A 17016-nucleotide genomic window follows, 5' to 3' on the forward strand; every position below is an offset into this window, starting at 1 on the left:
CCCTGCCAGAATGGACGCAGCAAAATTGGCGGAAACCAGCCATCGGTCTTGGCTTGCTTGCGGTCGCCCTGATTTCCGGTTGCCAGTCGATCAATTCCAGCAAGGATCTGGGACTGCAGCCGTCCGACAATCCCGTGACGGTCGACAATGTGACGCGCAACGATCGGCTCGCGCAGCTCGGCGCCCAGCAGCATCCGCGCATTCTCGCGACCTACGGCGGTGAGTACAAGGACCAGAAGCTTGAGCGCATGGTGGCCAAGATCGTCGGCAAGCTGACGACGGTTACCGACAAGCCGGACCAGACCTATCGCATCACCATTCTCGATAGCCCCAACATCAACGCCTTCGCATTGCCGGGCGGCTATCTCTATGTCACGCGCGGCCTGCTCGCGCTCGCCAACGACTCCTCCGAAGTTGCGGCCGTGATCGCCCATGAAATGGGCCATGTCATCGCCAATCATGGCATTTTGCGCCAGGAGAAGGAGGCGGAGACGGCCATTGCCGGTCGTGTTGCCAGCGAAGTGCTGCATAATGAATCCGCCAGCCGTGAAGAAGAGCTGCGCGGCAAGCTGCGGCTTGCCCAGTTCTCACGTAATCAGGAATTGCAGGCGGATGCCATCGGGATCAAGATGATCGGTGAAGCCGGTTACGATCCGTTCGCTTCGGCCCGTTTCCTGCAGTCGATGGAAGCCTATCAGAGCTTCCGTTCGGTTTCCGGCGCGACCGATGCAAGCCTCGACTTTCTCGCAAGCCACCCGGCAACGCCACAACGCATCCAGCTTGCGCTTGGCCATGCACGTCGCATCGGCGCACCGGGCGTCGGCACGACCGATCGCGATTCCTTCCTCGACGGCATTGATGGTCTTCTTTACGGCGACTCGCCCAGTGAGGGTTATGTCCGCGAACAGACCTTCATCCACCCGAAGCTCGGCGTCACCTTCCGCGCGCCGGATGGTTTCAGCATCGACAATTCGGCCAATGCGGTCATGGCCAGCGGCCCCGGCGAAGTGGCCATCCGTTTCGATGGCGCATCTCTTCCAGCGGGATCGAACCTAGCCGATTATATTCGCTCCGGCTGGGTGACCGGTCTCGACGACAGTTCGATCCAGACCACCACCATCAATGGTTTGCCCGCCGCGACCGCGCGTGCCAGCGCCGACCGTTGGCAATTCGACATTGTGGTCATCGGCGCCAACAACAAGGTCTATCGCTTCCTGACAGCGGCACCGAAAGGCAGCAATGCCCTTCTGCCCGCCTCACAAACTGTCACGCAATCGTTCCGCCTGCTGTCGCCTGCCGAACAGAACTCCATCAAGCCGCTTCGCATCCGCGTCGTAACGGTGAAGCCCGGCGACACGCTGGCCAGTCTGTCGGCCCGCATGCAGGGTACGACACGCAAGCTGGAACTATTCCGCCTTCTCAATGCCATGTCTGCGGGGGCGACGGTCTCGGTCGGCGACCGCGTGAAGCTGATAAGCGAGTAAGACAGAATGACGGAAACACTTGTCCACTCAGTGCTGGCCGGAAAAGTCGCCCCTCTCGGGAGCCGTGGCGTCCCAAGCGGCATCGACAAGCAGCCGGTATCCGGCAAGGTTCGTGTGACATTCGAAGGGCTGGACTGCGACGCGCAGGGTGACCGAAAGGTGCATGGCGGGCCGGAAAAGGCGCTCCACCATTATCCGCATGACCATTACGCCCTCTGGCGCGAAGAAATCGGTGACAATGCGCGTCTCGGCGCAAGGGGCGCCTTTGGCGAGAACATCTCGACCTCCGGTCTCGATGAGCGCAATGTCGCCGTGGGAGACCGGTTTCGCCTTGGCAGTGCGCTTGTGGAAGTATCGCAGGGACGCCAGCCTTGCTGGAAACTGAACGAGCGTTTTGCAACAGCGGATATGGCGGTCCGCGTCCAGAAGACGGGACGGACGGGCTGGTACTATCGCGTTCTGGAAGAAGGTCATGTGGAAGCCGGCGATTCGCTGACGCTTGTCGACCGCCCTTCACCGGAATGGACGCTGCATCGCGTCTGGCATCTGCTTTATGTCGATACGCTGAACTATGACGAACTGGCCTTGATGGCCGGGCTTTCGCACCTCGCCGACAGCTGGAAGCGCTATGCCGTGCGCCGTCTTGAAAATCGCAAGGTCGAGGACTGGTCCTCCAGGCTCGAAGGCAGGACAACCGAACCACAAAACTAAGGAGGAGCCGCCTGGCCCCTCTTCTTGATTTCCCGACCTTCGCAAACTATGCCTGATAGGCCGCCAGTTCGTGCTGGCTCAACAAGGCGATCTTCAGCTTCTCCATCGCACGGCTTTCGATCTGCCGTACACGCTCCTTGGAAATGCCGAGCTTTTCACCCAGAGCCTCCAGCGTCACCCCGTCGTCATCGAGGCGGCGTTCACGGATAATGTGCAGTTCGCGCTCGTTCAGCGTGTCGAGCGCCACATTGAGCCACTGGTTACGGCGCTCCATATCGATGGAGCTTTCGGCGATTTCGTCCTGCAAGGGATGGTCGTCCACCAGAAAATCCATGCGGCGCGACGCGCCCGATTCTTCACTGTTCACAGGTGCCGAAAGCGAACTATCCGGCCCGGACAGCCGGCTGTCCATGATCTCGACGTCGCTCGTCGAAACACCCAGTTGATCGGAAATTTCCCGGTAAATCTCGGCCTTGCTCATGGTATCGTCGGATTGGGCCAATTTCGAACGTAGACGGCGCAGGTTGAAGAACAGCGCCTTCTGTGCCGAACTGGTGCCTCCGCGCACAATGGACCAGTTGCGCAGGATATAATCCTGCATGGAGGCGCGAATCCACCAGGACGCATATGTGGAGAAACGCACTTCCCGCTCGGGGTCGAAGCGGGCTGCAGCTTCCAGAAGGCCGACATAACCCTCCTGGATGAGATCGTTCATTGGCAGCTTGAACTTGCGAAAGCGGCCCGCCATCGAAATAACCAGACGCATATGTGCGGATGTGATGCGGTGAAGGGCTTCCTGATCCTTCAGTTCCCGCCAGCGAATGGCGAGATCGCGTTCCTCTTCGCGCTCCAGATAGGGAGCCGACATCGCGCTGCGGATCATGGATTGGGAAGAGGCTGCTGTCGCCGGGAGACTGCGTGCAACCATAGGCATGCGATTGGCCGGAACTGTGGAAGAACTGCTCATGGATGACTGCTTCATCTGGTTCTCCTGTTCTGAACTCACGCCCGTCGGGCGTTCAGTGGAAGGATATGCCAGTCCCACAAAGACTCATTGGACGAGCTAGCGAATTCGCCCAAAACTCCCCGCCAGGCCCATTCTTTGGCCAACATGATTACGCCGCAAAACAAACCCGTTTACGAACTGGTGTCTGGGAGAACGCACCAGCGGCGATCAGGTTCCCTATCGATCAGGATAATTCTCGGACCAAGCGGGATAATGTCCGGAAAGGTTAAGGAGCGGTTGCAAAGATCGATAGAACTTTAACCAGAACGATATTGCGGGCAGCCTCATGGGGAACGAGGCCGACCCGGCTTTTCTTGACTGAGGCAAATAAAAAGCCCGGCTAAAGCCGGGCCTTTTAAAAAAGAAGGGAAGTGAAGCTTATGCGGCTTCAACTTCATCGTCGTCAAGATCGGCCTCGGCATCGGCCTTGCCGCGCTTCGGTCCCTTGGCGAGATTGGCTTCGATAAGACGAACAGCTTCGGTTTCCGAAAGCTTGTTCACGGCAGCAATTTCGCGCGCCATGCGATCGAGGGCAGCTTCGTAAAGCTGGCGTTCCGAATAGGACTGTTCCGGCTGGTTTTCAGCACGGAAAAGATCGCGAACGACTTCCGAGATTGAGATCAGATCGCCGGAATTGATCTTTGCATCATATTCCTGCGCGCGGCGCGACCACATGGTGCGCTTCACACGTGCGCGGCCCTGAACGACCTTCAATGCACGTTCAACATAATCGGTCTCCGACAGCTTGCGCATGCCGATGGAGGCGGCCTTGGCGACCGGCACCTTCAGGCGCATCTTGTCTTTTTCGAAATCGATCACGAAGAGTTCGAGCTTGTGACCTGCCACTTCCTGCTCTTCGATCGTTACGATCTGGCCGACGCCATGAGCCGGATATACGATGGCCTCACCGGCCTTGAAACCGCCACGCGCTACTGGAGACTTTTTCTGCTGGGATGACATACGCTTCATTACTCCCTGTTGTGCCCGGCGCGACCCGCCGGTTGACACATGATGGTCGACCGCGCTCCGGAGAAATGAAGCACGGACGTTGCTTGTCGGTTTGCAACTGAAAACGTGTCTGACGGCAAATCTAACCGACCGGGTGTACGGTGAGGGGGACGACGCCAGATCGCAATCATCTTCCCCGGTGCCATTCAGCCCGGTACTAAAGATCAGCCCTTTCAGAGATTAACGCATAGCGCCACGACTTGACGTCCAGTCACCGAAATTATTGTGACAACCTAACACAATTTCGCGCAAGAATCAACAAATTGCCGGATATGCCGTATCCGGCAACGCAACACACCTAAAAGATGGGCGTTTTCCCGTGATTTCATTCGTCTTTTGCCGGTGCATCGCAGAAAATGCAAGTGATAAATCCTGCTTTTCCGTAATGCCGGTTACCCTGTCAGTCTTAACAGGATAACCTATGGTGTTCCAGAAGTGCGAAGTCTTCGGAAACAACGGGATACTTATATAATACCGTCATGCTTGCAGCAGCCTGAAAGCCGGGACTGCAATACCATGCCGGTATTAGTCACCGCTGCCCGGCTCGGCAGAGAAATACTTCTCCAGCTTGCCAGCCACGCCATCCATCTCCTTGGCTTCGGGAAGGGCGTCCTTCTTCGCGGTAATATTGGGCCATTTTGCCGCATATTCCGTATTCAGTTCCAGCCACTTGTCGAGGCCCGGCTCGGTGTCGGGGCTGATCGCCTCGGCAGGGCATTCCGGTTCACATACGCCGCAGTCGATGCACTCATCAGGATTGATGACGAGCATGTTTTCGCCTTCGTAGAAGCAATCGACCGGGCAGACCTCGACGCAGTCCGTATATTTGCAGCGAATGCAATTATCGGTCACGACATACGTCATCGTCGAACTCCTGTTGCCGCCCGAATTACTGAACAGGCAGCTTATCTATCCTAAAGCTTTGCGCCGATACTCCGACAAGCCGACAATCGGCCAGCGACCGGCCAGCGACCGGCCAGCAACCGGCTTGAGGCTTTGGAATATCTCGCCACGAAGTCACTGTGCACGGAAATGGTTGCGGGTATCAGCCCATGCCCTTTTATGACAATGCGTGAGGTAACGATTTTATCCCGTCATGACAAGGGTGCAAACGCCGCAATGTCACGAAGTCACTCACGTCTGAAACAGCATTTCGTTTGAGAGCTTTTGCTTGGAAAAGGCTTTCGCCAGAACGGTTCGGTGAGCAATTTCCATCACCGCCGCAAGAGGCCTGCGGCAACGCGTCCATGTCAGTTTCCGCGCAAACGATCCGTTTCGCGCCGCTCCTTCTTGGTCGGCCTTCCCGCGCCGCTCTCGCGCTGCGGCGTTGCGGCCTCCGGCACGACCGCCGAAGCTGGCGCCGACGGCGGCGAAAGATCTTCATAGAGAAGCTGGGCTTCCGGCGCCGGGCCGCGACGCTCTCCGGGAGCCAGTATCTTGTAGACGAGGATGCGCCGGTCCAGCGTAATGGTCAGTACGTCGCCAACCTTCACCTGATGGGCAGCCTGCTCGATCTTGTCGCGATTGACCCGGACCTTGCCGCCGACGGCGAGTTTCGCCGCCAGCGATCTTGATTTGACCACGCGCGCGAAGAACAGCCACTTGTCGATTCGCTGTCTTGCGCCCGCTTCTGCCGTCATCTCACTTCTTCATCTGCTCTTTCAGAGCCAGAAGCTTGGCGAAAGGCGAGTCGGGGTCGATGCGTGCAGGACGCTCCTGCTCCACGCGCTTTCCAGCCGGATGACCGTGATCGCGCTTCTGCTGACGCTGATTGCCGCCGCGGAAGTCACCCTTGTTGGAACCTTCGCGCTTGCCCTCGCCGTCATGACGCTTTGGCTTATCGAAGCGCTTGCCGCCGCGATCGTTGCGAGCCTGCTGCTCTGCGCCGTCGGACTTGCGTGCCTCGCCACCCTGGTCGCGGTTCTGATGACCGCGATTCTGGTTGCCGCGATTTTGGCGCTGACGGTTCTGGTCCTGGTTACGGTTACGACCCTCGAAGCGACCCTGACGCCAGAGAAGGACAGGCTTTGGCTCTTCAGCCGCAGCTTCTGCCGTTTCAGCGGCGGGGGCCGATTCTTCCGCCGCAGGAGCCGCTTCGTCCGCCTTCGCTTCGACCTCTTCCTCGGCAACCACGACCGGTGCTGGCACGGGTTCAGCCGCCGGGACAGCAGGCTTTTCGGCTTCCGCGACCGGAGAAACGCCAGCTTCCTTGGCGGCGGCTTCAGCTGCAAAAGCGTCAAGCTCGGCAAGCTTCGCCGTCACGGCAGCAGCTTCCATCGCCTCGTGGCGATAACCAAGGCTGCGCAGAATTTCTTCCATGTCCTCGGTTGTCGCACCCAGAATGGACATCATGGCAGGCGTGACGATGAAGCGTCCGCCGTCATAAGCGCCATCCGGACGCGCACCGGAACCCGGACGCCAGGCAAGCGCCGGGCGAATGAGATCGGCAAGGCGTTCCAGAATATCGATGCGCACGGCACGACGGCCCAGCACGCGATAGCCTGCCAGACGATAGAACTGATGGTCAAAAGCCGGATCGACCACGACCGAGGTGCGGCCAGCGGCCAGCACATTCACGACATCGCCGTAACCGGCGCGTTCGCGGCCATCATTCTTAAGCGCCCACAGCAGCGTGATGAGGCCAGCCGGGGCTGGCTTCAGCAGCATGGGCATGAAGACGTGATAGGCGCCGAAACGCACACCGAGACGGCGAAGCGCCGCGCGCGAATCCTGATCGAGACCGCGCACTTCCTCCGCCACATCGCGGCGTGGAAGAATGCCCAGGTTCTCGACGATCTGGAATGCGAGGCCGCGTGTCATGCCGGTCAGGGCATCGGCGGCGGCCAGATCGGTAAGCGGCTTCAGAACGGTTTCGATATGATGCGCGACGAAACGGTCGATGCGCGCGGCAACCTTGTCACGCGCTGCTCCCGTAAGCTGTTCGTCGGCGAGGATCACCGCACGCGGCTTCAGCAGGTCATCGCCCGCAACCAGCGTTGCGACCGTTGCGCCAACCCAGCGCATGACGCCATCCGAGCCCAGCGCGAAATCGCCGTTCGGCGCAGCAGCAAAGCGCTCCGCGCGACGTTCGAACTCGGCGGCCAGCGCCTTTTGTGCAGCCGACTTCACCGCCTTGGCGTCAGGCCCCTCGGCCTGAACGTCAGCGGTAAAACGGAATCCTTCCAGTTGCCCGACATTGTGGCCTTCGACAATCACGTCTCCGGCAGGGCTGATTTCTGCTTCAAGCATGGCATTCTCTCTCAGGCGCCTCATAAGCACGCTTGTCCTGCGGTCTACAAAGCGTTTCGTCAACCTTTCATGCAGCGCGTCGGACAATCTGTCCTCAATTTCGCGCGTCTTTTCCTGCCAGTGTGTCGGATCGGCAAGCCATCCCGGCCTGTGCGACACGAAAGTCCAGGTGCGGATTTGCGCCACGCGATGCGACAGGGTGTCGATTTCCCCCTCTGTGCTGTCGGCGCGGCGCACCTGTTCGCTCATATAATCTTCATCGACGCTCCCTCGGCGGACAAGATCCTGGTAGATGGTTGCAATGATATCGGCATGCTGCGCCGGCGCGATCTTGCGATAGTCGGGCAGCGCGCAGGCGTCCCATAAAAGCTCGATCCGCGCCGGTGTCGTCGCAAGCCGCACAATCTCTTCGTCTTTCGACAAATTTTCAAGCGCTTGTTGATCGACCGCGGGCAAAGCCTTGGCGAGCCCCTCGACGGGCGCGGGTGTTTCCAGAGAATATCGCAGGGAATCGAGCGACGAAAAGTCGAAACGCGCCGTGCGCCATTGCAGGACTTTCACCGGATCGAAATTATGCGCCTCCACCCGTTCGACCAGTTCCTCGTCGAAAGGATGCACCTGCCCCGTCACACCGAATGTGCCGTCACGCAGATGCCGGCCCGCGCGTCCTGCGATCTGACCCACTTCGGCCGGGGTCAGGTCGCGGAACTGATAGCCATCGAACTTGCGGTTCTGCGCGAAGGCGACATGATCCACATCCAGGTTGAGCCCCATGCCGATGGCATCGGTCGCCACCAGGAAATCCACGTCGCCGGACTGGTAAAGCTCCACCTGCGCATTGCGCGTGCGCGGGCTGAGCGCGCCCATGACCACTGCCGCCCCGCCGCGCTGACGGCGGATCAGTTCGGCAATCGCGTAAACCTCGTCGGCGGAAAAGGCGACGATGGCGGAACGGTTCGGCAGGCGGGTAATCTTCTTGGAACCGGCATAGGCCAGATGCGACAGGCGCGGACGCGTAACCACATTGATGCCGCGCAGAAGCTTTTCCAGAATCCCGCGCATGGTTCCGGCACCGAGCAGCAGCGTCTCCTGCCGCCCCCGCAAATGCAGGATGCGGTCGGTGAAGATATGGCCGCGCTCAAGATCGCCAGCAAGTTGCACTTCATCGATGGCCACGAAAGCGGCATCGGTACGGCGCGGCATGGCCTCGACCGTGCAGACGGAATAGCGTGCGCCGGGCGGCACGATCTTTTCCTCGCCCGTCACCAGCGCAACATTGGCCGCACCAACCCGTTCCACGACGCGGTTATAGACCTCGCGCGCCAGAAGGCGCAGCGGCAGGCCGATCATGCCGCTTCCATGCGACAGCATGCGTTCAATGGCGAGATGCGTCTTGCCGGTGTTGGTCGGCCCAAGCACGGCTGTCACATCGCGGCCACTCAGGGTCAGCGGCAAATCATGGGCAGGGAGTTGGTTCATGCCAATAATCGGATTCCCGGTACAAGCGCCCTTCACGGGCTGGATGCTGGTTCTGCGATAGCACTATACGACCCGCACCGAAAGCGCTCCTGTTAAGTTTAAGTATGGGCCAATTGCCGATATGTCGACGACCGATGTAAAGCCGGTCAATAACTTGTCGATTAACAATTGGAACGACTCTGGAACGAATCGGCGACGAATCGCTGACTCCGACAGCTTCGCTATTTGTTCACGGCAACATATAGTAAGCCTAGCACAAATGCCCACAACATGATGAATCAAATGTTCCGCTTGTTGCTGCTCTCCGGACGCAAGACGGCGGTGATCGTTAACCTTTGGCAAAACCTGTCAACCGACTGATCCACGGCAACGCTGTTTCTCAGGAAATCTTAATGATTACTGATACTTCGTTAACGTCGGAACGCGTAAAAGCCCGTTTTTCATTAACCTTCAGGCCAAAGCCGGAACGAATCGGCGACGAATCGCTGATCCTCAAAGTTTCCTTGTTTGTTCTCACAACATCTGGTGGTCGATGCTCCCGGCAGGCGCTAGAAAACCCGACATGAACCGGCATCGATGCCACTTCCACCGGCTTTCCGTTAACTTTTACGGCAAATCCATCAATACGACGCACCGATTTCAAACGTCTCATTGCGGAAACAAAAAGGCGGCCGGAGCTAATTCTCCGCCCGCCCCTGTTTCAATGACGCAGAAAGTCAGTCGCGCTCGACGCACAAGGCAACGCCCATGCCCCCACCGATGCAAAGCGTCGCCAGACCGCGCCTGACGTTGCGGCGCTGCATTTCATAGAGCAGCGTTGTGAGCACGCGCGCGCCCGAAGCACCGATCGGATGGCCGATCGCGATTGCCCCGCCATTGACGTTGACGATATCCGGATCAAGACCGAGATCGCGCACGACGGCGCATGACTGCGCTGCAAAGGCTTCATTGGCCTCGACCAGATCGAGATCGCCGACGCTCCAGCCTGCCTTTTCCAGCGCCTTCTTCGTGGCCGGAATTGGACCTGTTCCCATGATCGCCGGATCGACACCGGCCGTTGCCCATGAAACGATGCGCGCCAGCGGCTTCACACCGCGTTTGGCTGCTTCGTCCGCGTCCATCAGAACAACCGCTGCCGCGCCATCGTTGATGCCGGATGCGTTGCCAGCGGTAACCGTTCCTTCCTTGTCGAAGGCCGGCTTCAGCTTGGCCAAGGCCTCCATCGTCGTGCCGGGGCGGATGTATTCATCCGCTGAGACAACCACATCGCCTTTGCGGCCTTTCACGGTCACCGGAACGATTTCATCCTCGAACCTTCCGGCGTTCTGTGCGGCTTCCGCCTTCTGCTGCGAGGCCAAAGCGAATTCATCCTGATCGGCACGGGTCAATTGCCACTGGCGGGCGATGTTTTCAGCGGTGATCCCCATGGGATAGCCATTGAACGCATCGGTCAGGCCGTCTTTCAGCATGGTGTCGACCATCTTGAAGTCGCCCATCTTCACGCCCGAACGCAGATGCGCGCAATGCGGCGCCATCGACATGGACTCCTGACCGCCCGCCACGATGATTTTCGCATCGCCCGAAAGAATCTGCTGCATGCCGAGCGCAACCGCCCGCAAGCCGGAGCCGCAAAGCTGATTGATGGAAAACGCTGTCGTTTCCTTCGGGCAACCGGCATCCATCGCCGCCTGTCGTGCGGGGTTCTGCCCCTCGCCCGCCGTCAGCACCTGTCCGAGAATAACCTCGTCCACATCCGTCGCGTCGACACCGGCGCGTTCCAGCGCGCCCTTGATGACTGTCGCGCCCAGTTCATGCGCCGGGATAGTGGCAAACGCACCGTTGAAAGCGCCCACCGCGGTACGGGCCGCGCTGGCGATGACGATGGCTTTCGGTTCGGACATTCTTTCCTCCATAAAATGTTGCGCAACACAAAGACCAAATTTTTGCCCTTGGCAAGCTTTGCTGCATCGCTCCAGCCGTCTTCATGAAAATCGATAAAGTGTTTTGCCCGCCGATGGCAGCATTGGAGTGTGCATCAGCAGTCATGATCGCTAGACTACATTCAGCTATATATCAGGAGATACCCATGCCTTCACTGTCGCTCGAACGAGCCAATACGATCATCGCCGGTGCCTTTGCCAAGGCAGCAGAACTGAAACTGAAGCCGCTGGCCGTCTCGGTCTTTGACGCAGGCGGAAACCTGAAAGCGTTCCAGCGGCAGGACGGAACCTCGATCCTGCGCTTCGAGATTGCCTCGGGCAAGGCTTTCGGTGCGCTGGCGGTCGGGACAGGTTCGCGCTGGCTGCATAATCAGGCGAAGGACCGTCCGCATTTCCTGGAAGGACTGTCAGGCGTGTCGGGCGGCAAGATCGTGCCCGTTCCGGGCGGTGTCCTGATCAAGGACGCAGCCGGCGAGATTCTCGGCGCAGTCGGCATTTCCGGCGACACATCGGACAATGACGAAATTGCAGCCATCGCCGGCATCGAAGGTGCTGGCTTTGCCTCGGACGCAGGCTGACCTTGAACCAACCACGCGATCAAGGCTGCTTCATGCAGCCTTTTTCATGTGCCTTACACAAGACCCACAAAGAAAACGCCGCTCCCGACAGGCGGAAACGGCGTTTTTGAAAACCATCTTTCGGCTGCAATGCAGCGTCAGACTTATTCCTTGGCTTCGAGGACCTGACGGCCGCGATACATACCGCTCTTCAGATCGATATGATGCGGACGACGAAGTTCGCCCGAGTTCTTGTCCTCGACATAGGTCGGGGCCTTGAGAGCGTCAGCCGAACGGCGCATGCCGCGCTTCGACGGAGACGTTTTTCGTTTTGGTACTGCCATGGATCCAGCTCCACTGATCGGTCAATAAACGTCCGGCACGGCCCCGAAGAGCCTGTCACATCGGACAAAATTCCGGAAAGTCACGTGCCTATACACGCTCTCACGGCGTTTGACCAGCGGGAGTCTTATCTTTTTTTCGTATCATCGATTTATTGCACGCAAACCACATAGGGCCCCGACCGCGCCGCGCGTCCGGCCACGATGCGGGCAATGCGCTGCATGTTGCGTGTCGGTTTGGCGGGATTGCGCAGTGCCGGGTTGGGCAGAGCGACGGCAAGCAACGCGGCTTGCTGGGCGTTGAGCTTTGCCGCCGGGCGATTGAAATAATGCTGGGCGGCGGCCTCGATCCCGTAAATGCCCGGCCCCCACTCGGCGATGTTGAGATAGATCTCCATTATGCGCTTTTTGGACAGAAGCCCATCGGCTGCCAGCGCCAGCGGGAATTCAAGCCCCTTGCGAACATAGGAACGCCCGTTCCAGAGGAAGAGGTTCTTCATCGTCTGCATGGTTATGGTGGAGGCCCCACGGCTCGGACCGCCCTCGCCCGCATCGTCCAGGACCAGCCCCAGCTGGTGCCAGTCCACGCCGCCATGGCTGCAGAACTGGCCGTCCTCGGCCATCATCACGGAATTGACCAGAACCGGCGCGATATCATCGATACTGACCCACCGGCGATCGACGTCCTGCAGCAGAACATAGTCCTTGACCATCAAGGTCGAGATCGGGCGGACGAACGGCAGTGAATAGACCAGCAGCAGGAAAATCGGCAGAACAGCCAGAATCACCAGAATCTTGAGCGCCAGAGCAACCCGGGCACCCCAGACGGGATCTGCCAGATAATTGCGTCCATCCTTGCTCTTGATGATGATTTTTGCCACTGCCACCGCCTGCTACCTTCCTCAAGCGACATAAACCATTCCTTAATAAGTTTGAACCGGATTCCATAATCGGACCGGGGAAACAAGTCGAAACGCGCCGTTTCATGACGTTCAAATGAAAAAGCCTGTGCTGATCGACGTGGCCAGTTGACCAATCCGGCGCTTTCGTCCATCCCCTTTGCCATGGAAAAGCTGTCGACCGATTTCACCGCCGCTCTCAACCTTCGCGCCATGGAAGTGGAAATGGCACTGACGGGCCTTCTGGACCAGCGCCTGCGGACGGGAGAAATCGCCCGGCCGGAAAGGCTGCTCGCCGCCATGCGCCATGGTGTCCTGAACGGCGGAAAGCGCCTCCGGCCATTTCTGGTCGTCGAAAGTGCTGCCCTCTTCGGCAAGGGCGGGGATGCCGTTCTGCGCGTTGCCGCCGCACTCGAATGCATTCACTGCTATTCGCTTGTCCATGACGACCTGCCGGCCATGGACGACGACGACCTGCGGCGCGGCCAGCCGACCGTGCACAAGGCATTCGATGAAGCAGCCGCCATTCTGGCTGGCGATAGCCTGCTGACCTACGCTTTCGATATCGTCTCGTCGGATGAAACCGATCTCGATCCGGCAATCCGCGTGCGGCTGGTTTCTGCACTTGCCCGCGCATCGGGCCTCGGTGGCATGGCAGGCGGACAGGCGCTCGATCTGATGGCCGAAACCAGCAAGCCCGACGAAGCCGGTATCATCACGCTGCAGGCGATGAAGACCGGAGCGCTGATCCGCTTTGCCTGCGAGGCGGGAGCCATCATCGCCAACGCCTCCACCGAAGATCGCGAACGCATGGCCGAATTCGGCTCGGCCATCGGCCTCGCCTTCCAGTTGGCGGACGATCTTCTGGACGTGACCGCAGATGCTGAAGCAATGGGCAAGGCGACCGGCAAGGATGCCGCTGCCGGAAAAGCCACGCTTGTTTCACTTCATGGCGTCGACTGGACGCGCAAGCAACTGTCCGGCCTCGTTGCCCAAGCAGAAAGCCTGCTGGCGCCTTTCGGCAAGGACGCCGATATTCTGAAGCAGGCCGCCCGCTTCATTGCCGAACGCCAGAGCTAGAGGAAGTCGCCCGAAAAGCGGAAACCGGTTCGGGATAAGACATGCGGAAAACAATCCGCTAAAGATCGTCCTCGCGAACCTTGATGATGACGACATCATCCGAGGAAAGCCTGCGCCCATCCCGGGCGCGCACCTCAAGCAGAGCCACATCCTCGCCCGAAACGCTATCGACGAGGCGTGAATGCGTCTCGCCCGGCGCAAAAAGATGCTTTTCGCCCCATTGCCGGAGCGACACGACGACAGGCAGCAGATCGCGTCCCTTTGCCGTCAGCCGATATTCCTGATGCGCGCCTCCGTTGGGGTCCGGCACGGATTCCATGATTTCCTCGCCTGTCAGCTTGCGCAGACGGTCCGAAAGAATATTGCGGGCGATCCCCAGATTCTTCTGAAAGGCGCTGAAACGGGTCACGCCATCAAAAGCCTCGCGAACGATCAGCAGCGACCACCAGTCGCCGATGACGTCAAGCGCCCGGGCACTGGGGCAATAGTCGCCTTTCAGGCTTTTCTTTCGAACCATGTTCACTCCACAAATTGCAATCTGGTTGCAATATAAAACCTTTTTCGCTACAAGCAAAATGGTTTCATTTTAAAACCATTTTGTAGGAGCACAACCATGCACCCCTCAACCGACGCGGCAGCAGCGCTGTCCGCGAACCCTGATGCACGTCCGCTTTCTTCGGCTACCCTTCTTTTGTTCGCCACCGCAAGCGGGCTGGCGGTGGCCAATGTCTATTTCGCTCACCCGCTTCTCGATGTGATGGCAGACGATCTCGGCCTCAAGCGATCGACAGCGGGCCTTATCGTCGCCGCCAGCCAGATCGGTTATGCGCTTGGCCTGATCTTCCTGGTTCCGCTCGGCGACCTGTTCAACCGGCGCAAGCTCATCATCGCCCATTTCCTGCTCTCGGTCCTGTCGCTGATCGCAATCGGCTTTGCAGCCGATGCCACAGTGCTTCTGGTTGCCATGGCCATCATGGGCCTGCTCGCCGTCGTCACACAGGCGCTCGTCGCCTATGCAGCCAGCCTGGCGGAACCAGCGCGGCGCGGCCATGTGGTCGGCATCGTGACGAGCGGCATCGTGCTGGGCATTTTGCTGGCGCGCGCCATCGCGGGCGCCCTTACCGATATTGGCGGCTGGCGCAGCGTCTATTTCGTTTCCGCCGTTCTCACCCTTTCGATCGCGCTCCTGCTCTGGCGCAGCCTGCCCGACCAGAAGCGGCAGCCGACCAGCGTCCGCTATCCCGCACTCATTCTGTCGCTCGTAACGCTGTTTCGCTCCGAGCCGGTGCTGCGCATTCGCGCCATCATCGCCATGCTGATCTTCGCCAATATCACCACTTTGCTCGCACCACTGGTCATGCCGCTCAGCGCCCCGCCGTTTGAACTGAGCCATGCCCAGATCGGGCTGTTCGGTCTTGCGGGCGCAGCAGGAGCCCTCGCCGCCTCCCGCGCCGGAAGCGCCGCCGATCGCGGCCATGCCCAGCGCATGACGGGCTTCGCCCTGATGCTGATGCTCGTCTCGTGGGGATTGATAGCCCTGCTTGGACACTCGCTGCTCTGGCTGATCGCGGGCGTGCTTGTAATCGACTTCGGCCTTCAGGCCGTGCACGTGACCAATCAGGCGATGATCTACCGCGTGCGCCCGGATGCGCAGAACAGGCTCACCGCCGCCTATATGGTCTTCTATTCCATCGGCAGCGCCAGCGGTTCGGCGATTTCAACCTGGATCTATGCGCATTCGGGCTGGAACGGTGTCTGCCTGCTTGGCGCAGGCATCAGCCTCGTCACGCTCGTCTTCTGGGCGGCGACACTGAAAACCACGCCGGAAGCCGCGACACGCGCGGTCATCCGTACGGCTTAGTTCTGGCCGGATGCCACCTTCTGCTCAAGCCCAAAGCGGTTTTCGATGTAATCGGCAACCATCTTCTGGAATTCTTCGGCGATGGCAGGACCGCGTAGCGTCGTGACCTTCTTGCCATCGACAAAGACCGGTGCGGACGGCGTTTCGCCCGTGCCGGGAAGCGAAATCCCGATATCGGCATGTTTGGATTCGCCCGGTCCGTTGACGATGCAGCCCATGACCGCAACCGAGAGCGCTTCCACGCCGGGATATTTCTCGCGCCAGACCGGCATGTTGCGGCGGATGTCGTCCTGAATGGTCTGCGCCAGTTCCTGAAACACGGTCGAGGTCGTGCGGCCGCAACCGGGGCAGGCTGCAACGATAGGAATGAACTGGCGGAAACCCATGGTCTGCAGCAATTCCTGCGCCACTTGCACCTCGCGGGTGCGGTCGCCGCCCGGCTCCGGGGTCAGCGAAATGCGGATCGTGTCGCCGATGCCCTGCTGCAGCAGAATGCCCATGGCAGCGGAGGAGGCAACGATACCCTTGGTGCCCATGCCGGCTTCGGTAAGTCCGAGATGCAGCGCATGGTCGGAACGCTGCGCCAGCATCGTATAGACCGCAATCAGGTCCTGAACCTGACTGACCTTGGCCGACAGAATGATCTTGTCGCGGCCAAGCCCGATCTCTTCGGCCAAATTGGCCGATATGAGCGCCGACTGCACAATGGCTTCGCGCATGACCTCCTGCGCGGAAAGCGGTGCGCCTTCGGCCTGATTGCGATCCATCAGCGTGGTCAGGAGTTCCTGATCGAGCGAACCCCAGTTCACGCCAATGCGTACCGGCTTGTCATAGCGGATAGCCATTTCGACGATATCCGCGAACTGCTTGTCCTTCTTGTCCTTGAAGCCGACATTGCCCGGATTGATGCGGTATTTTGCAAGCGCCTCCGCACAGGCCGGATGATCGGCGAGCAGCTTGTGGCCGATATAATGGAAATCGCCGACCAGCGGCACGTCATGACCAAGACGCTCCAGCCGTTCGCGGATTTTCGGCACGGCGGCAGCCGATTCATCGCGATCCACCGTAATGCGCACGATTTCCGAACCGGCGCGATGCAGTGCCGCCACCTGCGCCACCGTGGAGTCCACATCCGCCGTGTCCGTATTGGTCATGGACTGCACGACAACGGGTGCACTGCCGCCGACGATAACGCCACCGACACTGACACCAACCGATTGGCGGCGGGGAAATGGATGCGAAAAATAGCTGACGGTCTCGGAAGACATTTTGCTCTGTTCTTAACTGTACCTGTTTTCAGGTGGCGCAGCGCGACGCGAATGTCAACGTCTGCATTTCCACGGGCCTGCGTATATCCGGCTTTCGCTTTATATAATCGCTTGCCGAGGCAATGTCGCCCTC

General features: G+C 59.5%; 16 protein-coding genes. 5 read left to right on the forward strand and 11 right to left on the reverse strand.

Annotated features, from left to right (window positions below; translation table 11 throughout):
* The first annotated feature begins 2 nt into the window (after positions 1–2).
* Both cdlP and OINT_RS10480 read left to right on the forward strand, forming a co-directional pair.
* Positions 3–1484, forward strand: a complete 1482-nt coding sequence (gene cdlP, locus OINT_RS10475) for a cell division protease CdlP (protein WP_031347282.1) — start codon at positions 3–5, stop codon at positions 1482–1484.
* Positions 1485–1490: 6 nt separating this feature from the next.
* Complete coding sequence (locus tag OINT_RS10480; RefSeq protein WP_006467778.1) at positions 1491–2195, forward strand: MOSC domain-containing protein; 705 nt, start codon at positions 1491–1493, stop codon at positions 2193–2195.
* A 46-nt stretch (positions 2196–2241) separates the two neighbouring features.
* Here OINT_RS10480 and OINT_RS10485 read toward each other — a convergent pair whose 3' ends face one another.
* The 7 genes from OINT_RS10485 to OINT_RS10510 all read right to left on the reverse strand — a co-directional run bounded on the left by OINT_RS10485 (position 2242) and on the right by OINT_RS10510 (position 10838).
* Positions 2242–3177, reverse strand: a complete 936-nt coding sequence (locus OINT_RS10485) for an RNA polymerase factor sigma-32 (protein WP_006471274.1) — start codon at positions 3175–3177, stop codon at positions 2242–2244.
* 402 nt (positions 3178–3579) lie between these two features.
* Positions 3580–4161 carry a CarD family transcriptional regulator gene (locus OINT_RS10490; protein ID WP_006471273.1) on the reverse strand — a complete coding sequence of 194 codons (582 nt, stop codon included), beginning with the start codon at positions 4159–4161 and terminating at the stop codon, positions 3580–3582.
* A 573-nt stretch (positions 4162–4734) separates the two neighbouring features.
* Positions 4735–5073: a ferredoxin FdxA gene (gene fdxA / locus OINT_RS10495; protein ID WP_006467781.1), complete on the reverse strand. Its 339-nt coding sequence runs from the start codon at positions 5071–5073 to the stop codon at positions 4735–4737.
* 386 nt (positions 5074–5459) lie between these two features.
* Positions 5460–5849, reverse strand: coding sequence for an RNA-binding S4 domain-containing protein (locus tag OINT_RS10500; RefSeq protein WP_006467782.1), 390 nt, complete (start codon positions 5847–5849; stop codon positions 5460–5462).
* A gap of 1 nt (position 5850) precedes the next feature.
* A complete protein-coding gene (locus tag OINT_RS10505) occupies positions 5851–8937 on the reverse strand; it encodes a helicase-related protein (protein ID WP_006471272.1) in 3087 nt (1028 codons plus the stop codon).
* A gap of 379 nt (positions 8938–9316) precedes the next feature.
* Positions 9317–9589: a hypothetical protein gene (locus OINT_RS22970; protein WP_085979540.1), complete on the reverse strand. Its 273-nt coding sequence runs from the start codon at positions 9587–9589 to the stop codon at positions 9317–9319.
* Positions 9590–9653: 64 nt separating this feature from the next.
* Positions 9654–10838 carry an acetyl-CoA C-acetyltransferase gene (locus tag OINT_RS10510; protein ID WP_006471271.1) on the reverse strand — a complete coding sequence of 395 codons (1185 nt, stop codon included), beginning with the start codon at positions 10836–10838 and terminating at the stop codon, positions 9654–9656.
* Positions 10839–11023: 185 nt separating this feature from the next.
* Between OINT_RS10510 and OINT_RS10515 the strand changes: the two genes are divergently transcribed.
* Positions 11024–11455, forward strand: coding sequence for a GlcG/HbpS family heme-binding protein (locus OINT_RS10515; RefSeq protein WP_006471270.1), 432 nt, complete (start codon positions 11024–11026; stop codon positions 11453–11455).
* 143 nt (positions 11456–11598) lie between these two features.
* Here OINT_RS10515 and rpmF read toward each other — a convergent pair whose 3' ends face one another.
* A complete protein-coding gene (gene rpmF, locus OINT_RS10520; RefSeq protein ID WP_006467787.1) occupies positions 11599–11778 on the reverse strand; it encodes a 50S ribosomal protein L32 in 180 nt (59 codons plus the stop codon).
* Between the two features lie 149 nt (positions 11779–11927).
* Positions 11928–12656, reverse strand: a complete 729-nt coding sequence (gene mtgA / locus OINT_RS10525; protein WP_172491110.1) for a monofunctional biosynthetic peptidoglycan transglycosylase — start codon at positions 12654–12656, stop codon at positions 11928–11930.
* Between the two features lie 183 nt (positions 12657–12839).
* Here mtgA and OINT_RS10530 point away from each other — a divergent pair, with 183 nt between their 5' ends.
* Positions 12840–13754, forward strand: a complete 915-nt coding sequence (locus tag OINT_RS10530; RefSeq protein WP_006471267.1) for a polyprenyl synthetase family protein — start codon at positions 12840–12842, stop codon at positions 13752–13754.
* Between the two features lie 58 nt (positions 13755–13812).
* Here OINT_RS10530 and OINT_RS10535 read toward each other — a convergent pair whose 3' ends face one another.
* Complete coding sequence (locus tag OINT_RS10535) at positions 13813–14271, reverse strand: winged helix-turn-helix transcriptional regulator (RefSeq protein WP_006471266.1); 459 nt, start codon at positions 14269–14271, stop codon at positions 13813–13815.
* A gap of 96 nt (positions 14272–14367) precedes the next feature.
* Here OINT_RS10535 and OINT_RS10540 point away from each other — a divergent pair, with 96 nt between their 5' ends.
* Entirely contained in the window at positions 14368–15615 is a 1248-nt protein-coding gene (locus OINT_RS10540) for an MFS transporter (RefSeq protein ID WP_006467791.1), read from the forward strand.
* Here the strand turns inward: OINT_RS10540 and ispG are convergent.
* Positions 15612–16883, reverse strand: a complete 1272-nt coding sequence (gene ispG, locus OINT_RS10545) for a flavodoxin-dependent (E)-4-hydroxy-3-methylbut-2-enyl-diphosphate synthase (protein WP_006467792.1) — start codon at positions 16881–16883, stop codon at positions 15612–15614. The two genes, OINT_RS10540 and ispG, sit on opposite strands and share 4 nt — an antisense overlap.
* Positions 16884–17016: the final 133 nt, after the last annotated feature.

The organism is Brucella intermedia LMG 3301 (assembly GCF_000182645.1).
Lineage (GTDB): Bacteria > Pseudomonadota > Alphaproteobacteria > Rhizobiales > Rhizobiaceae > Brucella > Brucella intermedia.